The following is a 14,370-nucleotide window of genomic DNA, read 5'->3' on the forward strand; positions in this document are numbered from 1 at the left end:
CTAATCCCACCCAAACCCAAACAAGCCATAAATTACACACACTTTTTTACAAACATCAATTAAATAGCAAGACTATCGATGATAAAATTTATCTCAAGTATAACATTCATTCTCGCCAACAAGAATAAACAATCATAGTCTATCCACCCTAACCCAACATTAACCCCTAACCCAACCAAGAAGTGTATACCTCCCAACCATAAAACCTCAATAAACACTATAAAATAAACTTGAGTGATTAAAAATCCAACCCAATTATTGAACAAACCCAAGCTACATAATAAAATATAAACTAGACATATAAAGAACAATTGACACATAAAAATAGATTGAATAAATAAACCTATACAAGTAAACATAAAGATTAATTATTGATACAAAAGATTTAATAAATAAAAAGAATAATTGAGATATAAAAACATATAAACTAAACAACTCAAACAACCATTAAATCAACCCAAACTAATAAACAACCATAGCTTAAGCTGACAACCCAACCAATCAATTTAAATATAAAACTACAAATTAAATCAACCCAAGCTAATTAAACTTCAAACTAATTAATCAAACAAACCAATGAATATAACCTATAACTGATTAAATTAAATAAATTAATAAACTAATCAAGCAATGACTAATAAAGTATTTAAAACCAACAAAAGCATAAATCAATTAAACTAATGATTGAATATAAAAATAATAAGTTGTAGATAAGTAAAAGCATTATACAAAGCATTCTAAGCTGATTAAATACAATTAGAACAAAAGCATAAATCAATCCAAGCCAATTAAACATAAACATAAAAGAACAATGAATACAAAAACATATTTAATTAGCATAAAAACAAATTCAATCAATAAAAAAATAATTAATACAATAATAGATTTAATAAACATAAAAAAATAATTAAATATAAAAACAACGATTGATATATAAAAACTAAGATTTTAAATCTATAAGAATAAGATAAAGTAGAATTAACAAGTCCGCAATGAGCTACTTTCCCCCTGCCAGTAAGGCGTAGTATCATCACCCACGATGTGCTTAGCTTCTTGGTTCGGGATGGAGCAAGGCGTTTCCACATCTGTATGATCACGGACATTGTTATTTAAATATTCTTTGAAAGATTTAACTTAAGAATAAAGCTTTTATTTTTTATTCTATTGTTTTATTTTTTTGCTTTTCTTCTATTCTTTTTTATTTTTCTTTTTTTGTTTTTTAATTTTTACTTTTATCTTTTAAATCTTATCTTTCATCTTATCAATGAATCAAATCTTTACTCTCTTTGATAAGTTTTTATTTTAGAATACTTAAAAAACAATGTTAAGAGCAAGTTCTAATACAAACTCTACTTGAAAGATTTCTATTAAACTCTAAATATTATCTATATTCAAAGTCTTCTTAAAAACCTTAACAAGGAAGTGATGCTTTATTAAAGATAAGCCAAACGCTCTATTAGTACTGGTCAGCTAAAGGACTTTCATCCATTACACACCCAGCCTATCAAACTAGTAGTCTTCTAGAGAGCTTAGAGAAGATTCATCTTAGAGTTGGCTTCACGCTTAGATGCTTTCAGCGTTTATCCTTTCCAAACTTAGCTACGCTGCGATGCTCTTGGCAGAACAACAGCTACACCAGTGGTTTGTTCAACCCGGTCCTCTCGTACTAGGGTCAAATCTCTTCAATCTTCTTACGCCCACGGCAGATAGGGACCGAACTGTCTCACGACGTTCTGAACCCAGCTCGCGTACCGCTTTAAATGGCGAACAGCCATACCCTTGGGACCTGCTCCAGCCCCAGGATGCGATGAGCCGACATCGAGGTGCCAAACCTCCCCGTCGATGTGAGCTCTTGGGGGAGATCAGCCTGTTATCCCCGGGGTACCTTTTATCCTTTGAGCGATGGCCCTTCCACACAGAACCACCGGATCACTAAGACCGACTTTCGTCTCTGCTTGACTTGTATGTCTTGCAGTTAAGCTGGCTTATACCTTTATACTCTACGAACGATTTCCAACCGTTCTGAGCCAACCTTTGTAAGCCTCCGTTATTATTTGGGAGGCGACCGCCCCAGTCAAACTACCCACCAGACATTGTCCCACTTGAGGATAACTCAAGCTGGTTAGCTACCCAAATAAGAAAGAGTGGTATCTCAACAATGGCTCATATACAACTGGCGTCATATACTCAAAGCCTCCCACCTATCCTGCACATTCTTATCCAAATAGCAGTGTCAAGCTGTAGTAAAGGTCCACGGGGTCTTTCCGTCTTGCCGCGGGTAGGAGGAATTTTCACCTCCACTACAATTTCACTGGATCCCTCTTTGAGACAGCTCCCATCTCGTTACGCCATTCATGCAGGTCGGTATTTAACCGACAAGGAATTTCGCTACCTTAGGACCGTTATAGTTACGGCCGCCGTTTACTCGGGCTTCGATCAAGAGCTTCGCTAATGCTAACCCCATCAATTAACCTTCGAGCACCGGGCAGGCGTCACACCCTATACATCCTCTTACGAGTTAGCAGAGTGCTGTGTTTTTGGTAAACAGTCGGGAGGGACTCTTTGTTGTAAGTTTCTTCGCTTTCGGAGTAAATCCTAATACGAAGCGAACCACACCTTATACCGAAGATACGGTGCTATTTTGCAGAGTTCCTTAAAGAGAGTTCTTCCACGCGCCTTAGAATACTCATCCCACCCACCTGTGTCGGTTTACGGTACGGGCAACATTAGCTAAACTTAGAAACTTTTCTTGGCTCGACGGCATCAGGGGTTCTTCTATCCATCCGAAGACTTCAAAAAGCCTTTCAGTTCTCGGAGTATTGTTATACGGATTTGCCTGTATAACCTCCTACGACCTTAGACTAGCACTTCCATCCGCTAGCCCCCTTAGCCCTAAGCGTCCTTCCATCGCACACTAATGTTGGTATTGGAATATTAACCAATTTGCCATCGTCTACCCCTTTCGGACTCGACTTAGGACCCGACTAACCCTACGATGACGAGCATCGCGTAGGAAACCTTGGGTTTACGGCGTTAATGATTCTCACATTAATTATCGCTACTCATGCCTGCATGCTCACTTCTATTCGCTCCAGCACTCCTTACCGGTATACCTTCGACGCAAATAGAACGCTCTCCTACCACTTGCACACAACTTAAACTACTTAACTTTAGTCTAAGAATATTTTTACTGATTTTACTAAGTTTTATTTCTATCTTTACTCTATAAAAATCAGTAAAAATATAACTAAACATATAACTTAGTTTCTCATATTCTAAACTTAAATAATCTAAGTTGTGCGCAAGTCTACAGCTTCGGTACTTACTTTAGCCCCGTTATATTTTCCGCGCAAAATCACTAGACCAGTGAGCTATTACGCTTTCTTTAAAGGATGGCTGCTTCTAAGCCAACCTCCTGGTTGTTTAAGTAACTTCACATCGTTTTCCACTTAAGTAAGATTTAGGGACCTTAGCTGGTAGTCTGGGTTGTTTCCCTCTTGACGACGGATTTTATCACTCGCCGCCTGACTGCTGTGATTACATATAAGGTATTCGGAGTTTGATAGGGTTTGGTACATTGGTGTATGCCCTAGCCCATTCAGTGCTCTACCCCCTTATATTACGACACAACGCTATACCTAAATATATTTCGGAGAGAACCAGCTATCACGAAGTTTGATTGGCCTTTCACCCCTATCCACAAGTCATCCCGGGGCTTTTCAACGCCTATGGGTTCAGTCCTCCACTAGTTCTTACACTAGCTTCAACTTGCTCATGGATAGATCACTTCGTTTCGGGTCTGCAGCATCTGACTAAGCGCCCTATTCAGACTCGCTTTCGCTACGGCTTCGCGTTTGCTTAACCTTGCCAGACACCACAACTCGCAGGCTCATTATGCAAAAGGCAGTCCATCACCCTGTATTGCTACATAGGGCTCTGAATGATTGTAAGCAAATGGTTTCAGGTTCTATTTCACTCTGATCACCTCAGTTCTTTTCACCTTTCCCTCACGGTACTTGTGCACTATCGATCTGGTATTAGTATTTAGGGTTGGATCGTGGTCGACCCAGCTTCAGACAGGATTTCTCGTGTCCCGCCCTACTCAGGATACTGCTAGCTAAGGTTTGTTTTTCGCATACGGGACTATCACCCTCTATGGCTATACTTTCCAGAATGTTCTGCTAAACTCACCTCTTGCACATTGCAGTCCTACAACCCCCAGTGCAAGCACTGGGTTTGCCCTCTTGCGCTTTCGCTCGCCGCTACTGACGCAATCTCTATTGATTTCTTTTCCTGAGGGTACTAAGATGTTTCAATTCCCCTCGTTCGCTCCTATATAGGTAATGTATATCTCTATACATTGGGTTGCCCCATTCGGAAATCTACGGATCAAAGCTTCTTGACAGCTCCCCGTAGCTTATCGCAGTCTAGTACGTCCTTCATCGCCTTTACCAGTCAAGGCATCCACCATTCGCTCTTAGTAGCTTACCTTTTTTACCTTCTTTAGCGTCAAGGCAAAGCCTTGACTAAGAAGCAAGCTAAAGACCTACCCCGCCAACCTAAAAGATATTAGGCTGATAAAGTAAGTTAAAGACTAATAGTCTTTCTTGCTTCTTCTGCTAAGAATATGCATAAAAGTTAGATATAATCTAACTTCTACCTTTTATTATTGATTCTAAAACGCATCACTTCCTTGTTAAAGTTTTTACGATAAGACTTCATTATCTTAAGACGGAAAGCATTCAAACACTTAATATAAATACTAAAAATATCTAAACTAAGTCGTGAGTTTGAAACTTATCTTTAATTTAAAATTTTAGATCTAATATTCTCTTTATTATAAAAAATAAAGATAGTTAAAAGATATAAATAAAACCAAAGAAAAGATAATTGAGTTTTATCCTTTAACAAGTCCTGTAAAATTGTTTTTATTAAAACTTGCTTGTGACTCTTAACAATGATAATTATAAAGAACATTTAGGTTTAAAACCTAAAGGAAGTATATGGTATATAAAGTATATTTATAAATATATACTTGCTTTAGATTTTAAAGCTTGATTTCAAATCTTGTTTTTATCTTTTTAAGATTGATACTTCTATGGTGGGCCTAACAAGACTTGAACTTGTGACCTCACCCTTATCAGGGGTGCACTCTAACCAGCTGAGCTATAGGCCCTTAATAAATGGTGGAGAATAGCGGGATCGAACCGCTGACCTCCTGCGTGCAAAGCAGGCGCTCTCCCAGCTGAGCTAATTCCCCATAAACAATTAGCTTTATCATCAATCTTTGAAATCTAAACAAGAATCAATTGAGTTTATAATGAAGTAATAGTTGTGAGACTTATTACTTTGTACTCTAGAAAGGAGGTGATCCAACCGCAGGTTCTCCTACGGTTACCTTGTTACGACTTCACCCCAGTCGCTGATTCCACTGTGGACGGTAACTAGTTTAGTATTCCGGCTTCGAGTGAAATCAACTCCCATGGTGTGACGGGCGGTGAGTACAAGACCCGGGAACGTATTCACCGTAGCATGGCTGATCTACGATTACTAGCGATTCCGGCTTCATGCTCTCGAGTTGCAGAGAACAATCCGAACTGGGACATATTTTATAGATTTGCTCCACCTCGCGGTATTGCGTCTCATTGTATATGCCATTGTAGCACGTGTGTCGCCCTGGGCATAAGGGCCATGATGACTTGACGTCGTCCACACCTTCCTCCTCCTTACGAAGGCAGTCTATTTAGAGTGCTCGGCCGAACCGTTAGCAACTAAATACGTGGGTTGCGCTCGTTGCGGGACTTAACCCAACATCTCACGACACGAGCTGACGACAGCCGTGCAGCACCTGTCTCTAAGTTCTAGCAAGCTAGCACCCTCTTATCTCTAAAAGGTTCTTAGGATATCAAGCCCAGGTAAGGTTCTTCGCGTATCTTCGAATTAAACCACATGCTCCACCGCTTGTGCGGGTCCCCGTCTATTCCTTTGAGTTTTAATCTTGCGACCGTACTCCCCAGGCGGTACACTTAATGCGTTAGCTGCATTACTGAGATGACTAGCACCCCAACAACTAGTGTACATCGTTTAGGGCGTGGACTACCAGGGTATCTAATCCTGTTTGCTCCCCACGCTTTCGCGCCTTAGCGTCAGTTGAGTTCCAGCAGATCGCCTTCGCAATGGGTATTCTTGGTGATATCTACGGATTTTACCCCTACACCACCAATTCCATCTGCCTCTCCCTCACTCTAGACTATCAGTTTCCCAAGCAGTTTAATGGTTAAGCCATTAGATTTCACAAGAGACTTGATAATCCGCCTACGCGCCCTTTACGCCCAGTGATTCCGAGTAACGCTTGCACCCTCCGTATTACCGCGGCTGCTGGCACGGAGTTAGCCGGTGCTTATTCCTTAGGTACCGTCAGAATTCTTCCCTAAGAAAAGGAGTTTACGCTCCGAAAAGTGTCATCCTCCACGCGGCGTTGCTGCGTCAGGGTTTCCCCCATTGCGCAATATTCCCTACTGCTGCCTCCCGTAGGAGTCTGGACCGTGTCTCAGTTCCAGTGTGACTGATCATCCTCTCAGACCAGTTAAGCGTCATAGCCTTGGTAAGCCATTACCTTACCAACTAGCTGATACTATATAGTCTCATCCTACACCGAAAAACTTTCCCTACTCAACTTGTGTTAAGCAGGAGTATAGAGTATTAGCAGTCGTTTCCAACTGTTGTCCTCTTGTGTAGGGCAGATTAACTATACCTTACTCACCCGTGCGCCACTAATCCACTTCTAGCAAGCTAGAAGCTTCATCGTTCGACTTGCATGTATTAGGCACGCCGCCAGCGTTCACTCTGAGCCAGGATCAAACTCTCCATAAAAATTATAGATAGTTTAATCTTTTTCTTCAAAGAAAAAGTAATGAAGATTAAAAAGAAAAACTTTTAATCTTTAAATATTTAGATTGAATAGATTTTACATAATTACTTATGCCTAAATCCTTCTGGCTCAATCGATCACTTATTTAGATTTCAAAGATTGACTAATAAGATTTGAAATAACAATATTAATTTTAAAGAACAAAAACAAAAAATCATTTATTATATGTAAATAAAGTTTAGTAATAATAAAGTTTTATAAACTTAGATTGCTTTAGCTAGGATTAAAGATTAATTTAAAACTAGAAACATAGGGTTTATAAAATCTTAATTTAACTTTAGTTAACTTTAGACTATAATTTAAAGATCTTAAGTCCTTTTCTGAAAAAGGAAATGAAAGTATAACCAATTAAGCTTAAAGGAGGATTAAATAAATTATTTTTTTAATTAATTTTGGCAAAAAATTAAAAACTGGATTTTTTTGCCAATTGGCTAGCTAACTTTGATATAATCATAGAGAAAATTTTACTATAAAGGAAAACAATGAAAAAGTTTTTAACCGCTTTCTTAGTTGCCTTCACGGGCTTATTTTTGGTAGCTTGCCAAAACACTAAAACAGAAAATAATGCAAGCAATGAAGCTAATACTACACTCACTTTAAAGGTTGGAACTGCTCCAAATTATAAACCTTTTAATTTTAAGCAAGATTCTAAACTTACGGGTTTTGATACTGATTTGATTGAAGAAATTGCTAAAAAAAATGGTATTGAAATTGTTTGGGTTGAAACCAATTTTGATGGATTGATTCCTGCTCTCAAATCAGGTAAGATTGATATGATTGCTTCAGCTATGAGTGCTACAGATGAGAGAAGACAAAGTGTAGATTTTACAAAGCCTTATTATATGAGTAAAAATCTTTATATCAAGCTCAAAAGCAATGAAACCCTTCAAACAAAAACCGATTTAGAAGGTAAAAAAGTAGGAGTTCAATTAGGAACTTTACAAGAAAACACAGCAAAAGCTATTAAGGATATACAAATTCAAAGCAACAAGGATTTAAATATAGCTGTTTTAGCATTAAAAAATAATAAAATTGATGCTATTGTTGCTGATGAGGATACTGCTAAAGGTTTTTTAGCTGAAAATCCTGATTTAGTAAGCTTCTATCAAGAAACAGATGGTGGTGAGGGCTTTAGTTTCGCTTTTGATAAGGATAAACAAAAGGAAGTTATAGAAATATTTAACAAAGGCATAGATGAAGCAAAGACTAGTGGATTTTATGATGATCTTATAAAAAAATATGAACTAGAGTAAGCGTGAAATTTCACGCTTCTATCTAGAAGTTTAAAATCTCCTATTTTCTCTCTTCTGAAACTTTTAAAAGTTTTTCATTATTATTGCATATAAGAGCCTTGCTAACACACTCTAATAAAATCGCTAAAAAATTTACTCACTTTTTATAATCTTTACCTACATATTCTTTAAGTCAAAATTTAGCACCACCACGCTAATATTCAAATATCATCTAAATCAAATAAATTTCATCTTTAAAATAACAAAACCGCAAGTCACAAATCTAAAAAAATTAGAAATTAAATTAAGTTCTAGAAACATTTTAGATACAAGTTGATTTTTAACTAATCAAAGTTATAATTTCAAAGTCAAAAATAAGGAACGACTATGCTTTACATTTACATAAAAACACAAAATGCCTTAGTGCAAAGAATTAATTTTAATCTTGACAATCAAGAATTACCACAAAATATCTTATGGATTGATTTACTTCATCCAAGTACTGCAGAAATCGCATTTATATCGAATGAATTTAATCTTGAATTTCCAACAAAGGAAGAAAGAGAGGAAATAGAACTTAGCGCAAAATATTGGGAAGATAATGCTACCATAACTATCAATGCTCATTTTTTAATTCGAGAATTTAAAAATAATGATGAAGAGCAAAATTCAATCAAGCTTCGCACGGAAATTGTCACTTTTGCAACAGCTAAAAATATTTTATTTACGATAAGATATAATGAATTTAGTACCTTTGAAGAAATTCAGGCAAGGATATTGGCAAGTCCAAAGAATTTTGAAGATGGTTTTGATATTATCGATAAAATGTTTGAAGTGCGTGTTGAAAAAGATGCGGATTTACTTGAATGGATAGATAAAGAAGCAAGACGCTTAAGAACAACCGTTTTAGAGAAAAAAGATGAATACAGTTATGATGAAATGCTAAAGGATATTTCAAGTTTACAAGAGCTTAATATGCGAGTTAGAGACTCTTTATTTGACAAGCGTCGTGCGATGACCTCATTACTTAAAAGTGATAAAATCGATAGAGATATAAAACAAAATTTAACCATAGTTTTAAAAGATTTGAATTCTTTAGTTGAATTTAGCGTTTCTCAACTTAATATCTTAGATAATATTCAAACTATTCTAGCAAGTCAAGTAAATATAGAACAAAATAAAATTATCAAACTTTTTACTGTCGCAACCGTTGCCATGATGCCTCCTACTCTCATAGGAACAATTTATGGCATGAACTTTAAATTTATGCCTGAACTCGAGCTTCACTATGCTTATCCTATAGTGCTTGCGGTGATGATAATTTCCATCATTGTACCTGTTATTGTTTTTAAGAAAAAAGGTTGGTTATAATACATTAAAGGAGAAAAAATGGATATCATTAAAATAGGAATTTTAACCTTAAGTGATAGAGCAAGTAGTGGAGTATATGAAGACAAAGCCACCGCTGAAGTTGAAAGAACTCTAAATTCATATATTAAAAATGAAATCATCTATTTTAAAGAGCTTATACCAGATGATTATGATTTAATTATTAAAAAATTACTTTATCTAGTAGATGAGAAAGAATGTGACTTAGTAATCACTAGTGGAGGAACAGGACCAGCACTTCGCGATGTAACCCCTGAAGCTACAGAAGTGGTATGTGATAAATTAATGCCGGGCTTTGGAGAGCTCATGCGTTTAGAAAGCTTAAAATTTGTACCCACAGCTATACTTTCAAGACAAACAGCAGGAATTCGCAATAAATCTTTCATCATCAATCTACCTGGCAATCCTAAAGCCATAGCAGAATGTCTAGAGCCTGTATTTCCTGCAATACCTTATTGTATTGATTTAATAGGTGGAGCTTATATAGAGGGAAATGATGAAGTAATTCAAGTTTTTAGACCTAAGAAAAAATGTCAAAATTAAAATTTATTAGCCTTAATAAGCCTGCTTAGTTGTCTAGCAAGTAGGCTTGCTGATGCCTCATCCTTGCTTATTTTTTGTATTTTATTTTTAAATTTATAAAGCCTATCATCTAAAACTGCATCATTAATTGAAATTTTAGCCCTTGTATTTTGTTTTTGAGTAATCTTTTTCTTAAAAAACATTTTTATCCTTTTTTTGTAAATATACATTATTTTAATTAAAAAAAATATTATTTTTAATATTTATATGATTATTAACTTTATTTCATGATTTTAAGTTAGAATTCGCAAAAAAATAAATCAAGGAAAATAAATGACTTTAATTGCAATTTTATGTCTTTATACAGCACTTTTGTCTTGGATTTCTTGTAATCAAATTCGCTTTTTAGAAAAAGAAAAAAATAAACAAGCACAAATTTTAAGTGAGGAAGATTATCAAAACGCAGCCGATATTGCTATAGAAAATGAAAAATTCAAGCTTTTTTCAAATTTTTATATGCTGATTGTTAATATCGCATGGATAGGTTTTGGATTTCTTTACTTAAAAGAACTATTAATCAGCGAAAACTCTCGCCTTGAAAATACTCTATTTTTACTTGCTTTTTTAATTATCACAAGTATTTTAAATTTGCCTCTAAGCATTTATGAAAGCTTTGTTAAAGATAAGGCTCATGGTTTTTCAAATATGACTTTAAAACTTTTTATCAAAGACACTATAAAAAGCCTTATTTTAACTTTGATTTTTGGATTTTTAATCCTTTATGCCCTACTTTTTTGCTATGATTTTTTTGGTACTTTTTGGTGGCTTGCGGCCTTTATTTTTGCTTTTTGTGTGATAGTGATCATAAATGTTATTTATCCTACTCTAATCGCTCCTATATTTAACAAAATGGAAAAATTAGAAGATGAAAATTTGCTAAGTAAAATCAATGATCTAATGAAACAATGTGGCTTTAATGCGAATGGGGTTTATGTGATTGATGCTAGTAAAAGAGATAAGCGTTTAAATGCTTATTTTGGTGGGCTTTTTAAAAGCAAAAGAGTGGTGCTTTTTGACACACTTTTAAAAGCCTTAAGCGAAAGAGAGCTTCTAGCAGTTTTAGGGCACGAACTTGGACATTTTGTTCACAAAGATATAATAAAAGCCCTAATCAATGGGGCAATCACTATGTTTTTACTTTTCTTTATTTTTGCCCATTTGCCTGATTTTGTATATCAAGAAAGCCATCTAGAAGGAGTTAATGGGGGTGTTTTTGCTCTTTTGTTTATATTTGCAAATATTTTTAGTTTTATCATCTCTCCTTTAATAAATGCCTTAAGTAGAAAAAATGAATTTGCAGCAGATCAACACGGAGCTAAAGTTACAAGCAAAGAAGATATGAAGAATGCACTCTTAGCTCTAGCAAGAGAAAATAAAGCTTTTATTAAAACAAGCAAGATTTATACCTTTTTTTATCTTAGTCATCCAAGCATTAGTGATAGAATCAAGGCTCTTTCTTGACCATAAAAAACGCTCTTATAGAAGCTAAAACTAGACTTGAAAAACACGAAAATGAAGCCTTATTTATACTTTGTGAATATCTAAAAAAAGATAGGACTTGGATTTTTTTAAATCAAGATCTAGAATTTGATTCCAAGCCCTATTTTGAACTTATCAAACGCTTTCAATCAGGGGAACCTTTTGAATACATCTTTGAAAAAGCAGATTTTTGGGGCTTGGAATTTAAAGTAAAAAAAGGGGTTTTAATCCCACGCTATGATAGCGAAATTTTACTTTCACAAGTTCTTAAAATTTGCAAAAATAATAATTTTCAAAATATATTAGAAATAGGCTTTGGAAGCGGAATTTTAAGTATAGTTTTAGCTAAAGAATTGGGAATAAAAATTACAGCTTGTGATATCAACCCCAAAGCTTTACAATTAGCCTTAGAAAATGCTAAATTACACAAAGTTGAACATTTAATCGACTTTAAACTTTGTGATTTTAAACAAATAAAAGAAAATTATGATTTTATTTTTTCAAATCCTCCCTATATCCAAAATTCATACCCCATAGATCTTTGGGTACAAAACGAACCAAAAGAAGCCCTATTTGGAGGAGAAAAAGGATATGAAATTTTAGAAGAAATTATAACTTTCTCCTTTGAAAGAAAGGTTAAATTTTTAGCATGCGAATTTGGCTATGATCAAAAAGTAATTTTAAAACAAATTTTATATCAAAAAAATTTTCAAGCTGAATTTTTTCAAGATGAACAAGGATATGATCGTGCTTTTGTCGCTCAATTTGCTAAAAAATAAGCTTTGTATGATATGATAAGTTAAAAAATTAAGGAGAAAAATTGAAAGCAATCAATCTATTTTTACTTGCAGCTATGATTGGCATAGAGCTTATACTTGGCATAGTTGTTGCACCAGTAATTTTTTACCCAGCTAACCTTATAGGCGAGGGAGTTTTAAGTCATTTTCAAAGTGGCTTAATGATGACTCAAATTTTCATTAAAATGGGATATTTGTTAATTTTTGTTTCTATTATTAATTTATTATTTGAAATCTATTCTTTTGCAAAAGAAGATATGAAATTTCAGATTAAATTCTCAAAATTAATGCTTACTATACTCATTTTAATTTTGAGCTTAGTGTTTGTTTTGTATTTTACAAATACCATTATTGAACTTCAAAATTTGGGCGAACAAGCTACAAAAAGCCAAGAATTTCTTAGTATACATAATGCAAGCGAAGTGGTTATAAAAATTATTTTATTAATGCAAGTTTTTCTATATTTCTTAAGCTTTAAAATAGCAAAAAAATGCTAAAATCCAATAAAAATTTATAAGGAGGAGTAGGCTATGATGATCTCTGATGCAAGCATGATGCAACAAAATTATTATTTAAATAATGCTCAAAAAGCTAGTGAAAAAGCTTTAGAAAACATTGCAGCTGTCCGTGCGATAAGTGGGATTGATAGTGCTAATTTAGCTATTGCTGATTCTTTAAGATCTCAATCAAGCACTATAGATCAAGGTGTCGCAAATGCCTATGATGCTATTGGTGTTTTACAAATTGCAGATGCAAGCCTGACAAATATTTCTCAAAGTGCTGATAGACTTAATGAACTCTCCGTAAAGATGAATAATGCAGCATTAAGTGATTCTCAAAAAAGCATGCTAAGAACAGAAGCAACACGCATACAAGAGTCCATCAATGATTCTTTTAATAATGCTACCTATAATGGAAAAAATGTATTCCAAACTATGAATTTTGTAGTAGGAAGTGGAACTGAAACGACCAATTTAAATCCATTGACAACTAGTGGTCTTAGCATAGATAATCAAGACAATATTACAAATTTTATGGATCAACTTGGTGCTTTAAGAAGTGAAATAGGATCGGGTATCAATGCCATCACTTCTAATATCAATGCTAGTGTGCAAAATAGCATCAATACTAAAGCAGCTGAAAATAATTTGCTGAATAATGATATGGCAAAAAATGTCAATGATTTTAATAGCAATTACCTAAAAGAAAATGCAGCTGCTTTCGTCGCTGCACAATCTAACATGCAACTTCAAAGCAAAATTGCTAGCTTATTACAATGATAAAAGCCCTAATCTAGGGCTTCTCTTTTTATAAAAATGACTTTAGAACAAATTTTAGAAAAAACCAAAAATATCCGTCTTGTAGCAGCAAGCAAATATGTTGATGCAAATATTATCGAAAAACTTTTTACTCAAGGAATTACAGAATTTGGAGAAAATCAAGTTCAAGCCCTAGTACAAAAAAAAGAAATTCTTGATAAAAAAGATTTAAATATAAAATGGCATTTTATAGGAACGCTACAAAGCAATAAAATCAATCTTTTAATCAAGCAAAAACCAATACTCTGGCATTCTTGTAATGGATTAAAAATAGCAAAAGCCATGGATAAAAGACTAAATTATAAACTAGATACCTTACTAGAAATCAATAGTGCCAATGAACTCAGCAAAAGCGGACTTAATCCGGATCAAGCTATAGAAGAATATTTACAAATTCAAGAAGAATGTCCTAATTTAAATCTTTGTGGAGTTATGAGCATAGGTTCACACAGCGAAGATCAAAGAGAAATTGAAAAAAGTTTTGAAACAACCTATAAAATCTATGAAAAACTTCAAAAACACGGAGCTAAAATTTGCTCCATGGGGATGAGTAATGACTTTAAAATCGCCATTAAGTGTGGATCTAATATGGTAAGGCTTGGAAGTATTTTATTTAAAAATTTAAAATAAAATCTCCCCTA

Annotated in this window: 9 protein-coding genes, 2 tRNA genes and 3 rRNA genes; 8 read left to right on the forward strand and 6 right to left on the reverse strand. The window is 34.5% G+C overall.

The genetic code is table 11. The annotated features are described in order from the left end of the window. Window positions 1-984 precede the first annotated feature (984 nt). From rrf to KAR67_RS00025, 5 genes are all read right to left on the reverse strand, one after another. Window positions 985-1,101, reverse strand: a 5S ribosomal RNA gene (gene rrf / locus KAR67_RS00005). Between the two features lie 334 nt (window positions 1,102-1,435). Continuing rightward, window positions 1,436-4,491, reverse strand: a 23S ribosomal RNA gene (locus KAR67_RS00010). 608 nt (window positions 4,492-5,099) lie between these two features. Continuing rightward, window positions 5,100-5,176, reverse strand: a tRNA-Ile gene (locus KAR67_RS00015). Window positions 5,177-5,184: 8 nt separating this feature from the next. Further along, window positions 5,185-5,260 (reverse strand) — tRNA-Ala (locus tag KAR67_RS00020). Window positions 5,261-5,360: 100 nt separating this feature from the next. Beyond that, window positions 5,361-6,873, reverse strand: a 16S ribosomal RNA gene (locus KAR67_RS00025). Together the 16S, 23S and 5S rRNA genes with 2 tRNA genes alongside form the textbook arrangement of a ribosomal RNA operon. A gap of 540 nt (window positions 6,874-7,413) precedes the next feature. On the opposite strand from KAR67_RS00025, the gene KAR67_RS00030 reads away from it, so the two are divergent. The 3 genes from KAR67_RS00030 (at window position 7,414) to mog (ending at window position 10,095) form a co-directional block, all read left to right on the forward strand. After that, window positions 7,414-8,184: a basic amino acid ABC transporter substrate-binding protein gene (locus KAR67_RS00030; protein ID WP_131235522.1), complete on the forward strand. Its 771-nt coding sequence runs from the start codon at window positions 7,414-7,416 to the stop codon at window positions 8,182-8,184. Between the two features lie 366 nt (window positions 8,185-8,550). Then, window positions 8,551-9,534, forward strand: a complete 984-nt coding sequence (corA, locus tag KAR67_RS00035) for a magnesium/cobalt transporter CorA (RefSeq protein WP_162284548.1) — start codon at window positions 8,551-8,553, stop codon at window positions 9,532-9,534. Window positions 9,535-9,552: 18 nt separating this feature from the next. Further along, window positions 9,553-10,095 carry a molybdopterin adenylyltransferase gene (mog, locus tag KAR67_RS00040; protein ID WP_162284549.1) on the forward strand — a complete coding sequence of 181 codons (543 nt, stop codon included), beginning with the start codon at window positions 9,553-9,555 and terminating at the stop codon, window positions 10,093-10,095. Here mog and KAR67_RS00045 read toward each other — a convergent pair. Beyond that, the gene (locus KAR67_RS00045) at window positions 10,092-10,277 is read right to left on the reverse strand and encodes a hypothetical protein (protein WP_002793299.1); all 186 of its coding nucleotides are present in this window, start codon (window positions 10,275-10,277) and stop codon (window positions 10,092-10,094) included. The two genes, mog and KAR67_RS00045, sit on opposite strands and share 4 nt — an antisense overlap. Window positions 10,278-10,407: 130 nt before the next feature. Here KAR67_RS00045 and KAR67_RS00050 point away from each other — a divergent pair, with 130 nt between their 5' ends. From KAR67_RS00050 to KAR67_RS00070, 5 genes are read left to right on the forward strand one after another with little or no spacing between them, the layout of a single operon-like run. Then, window positions 10,408-11,595: a M48 family metallopeptidase gene (locus KAR67_RS00050; RefSeq protein WP_002796863.1), complete on the forward strand. Its 1,188-nt coding sequence runs from the start codon at window positions 10,408-10,410 to the stop codon at window positions 11,593-11,595. Continuing rightward, window positions 11,592-12,392 (forward strand): HemK/PrmC family methyltransferase, encoded by an 801-nt coding sequence (locus KAR67_RS00055; protein ID WP_002781824.1) that lies wholly within the window; start codon window positions 11,592-11,594, stop codon window positions 12,390-12,392. The genes KAR67_RS00050 and KAR67_RS00055 overlap by 4 nt, the downstream gene beginning before the upstream one ends. 41 nt (window positions 12,393-12,433) lie before the next feature. Next, window positions 12,434-12,907 (forward strand): DUF4149 domain-containing protein, encoded by a 474-nt coding sequence (locus KAR67_RS00060; RefSeq protein WP_002787413.1) that lies wholly within the window; start codon window positions 12,434-12,436, stop codon window positions 12,905-12,907. Window positions 12,908-12,940: 33 nt separating this feature from the next. Continuing rightward, window positions 12,941-13,690 (forward strand): flagellin C, encoded by a 750-nt coding sequence (gene flaC / locus KAR67_RS00065; protein ID WP_002781826.1) that lies wholly within the window; start codon window positions 12,941-12,943, stop codon window positions 13,688-13,690. 36 nt (window positions 13,691-13,726) lie between these two features. After that, window positions 13,727-14,359 carry a YggS family pyridoxal phosphate-dependent enzyme gene (locus KAR67_RS00070; RefSeq protein WP_131235524.1) on the forward strand — a complete coding sequence of 211 codons (633 nt, stop codon included), beginning with the start codon at window positions 13,727-13,729 and terminating at the stop codon, window positions 14,357-14,359. The last annotated feature ends 11 nt before the right edge of the window (window positions 14,360-14,370 follow it).

Source organism: Campylobacter sp. JH32 (assembly GCF_017846535.1).
GTDB lineage: Bacteria > Campylobacterota > Campylobacteria > Campylobacterales > Campylobacteraceae > Campylobacter_D > Campylobacter_D coli.

Coding starts and splice junctions, on each gene's coding strand:
- KAR67_RS00070 (WP_131235524.1), top strand. CDS start 13,727: ATGACTTTAGAACAAATTTTAGAAAAAACCAAAAATATCCGTCTTGTA.
- KAR67_RS00045 (WP_002793299.1), bottom strand. CDS start 10,277: ATGTTTTTTAAGAAAAAGATTACTCAAAAACAAAATACAAGGGCTAAA.
- KAR67_RS00030 (WP_131235522.1), top strand. CDS start 7,414: ATGAAAAAGTTTTTAACCGCTTTCTTAGTTGCCTTCACGGGCTTATTT.
- flaC (WP_002781826.1), top strand. CDS start 12,941: ATGATGATCTCTGATGCAAGCATGATGCAACAAAATTATTATTTAAAT.
- KAR67_RS00050 (WP_002796863.1), top strand. CDS start 10,408: ATGACTTTAATTGCAATTTTATGTCTTTATACAGCACTTTTGTCTTGG.
- mog (WP_162284549.1), top strand. CDS start 9,553: ATGGATATCATTAAAATAGGAATTTTAACCTTAAGTGATAGAGCAAGT.
- corA (WP_162284548.1), top strand. CDS start 8,551: ATGCTTTACATTTACATAAAAACACAAAATGCCTTAGTGCAAAGAATT.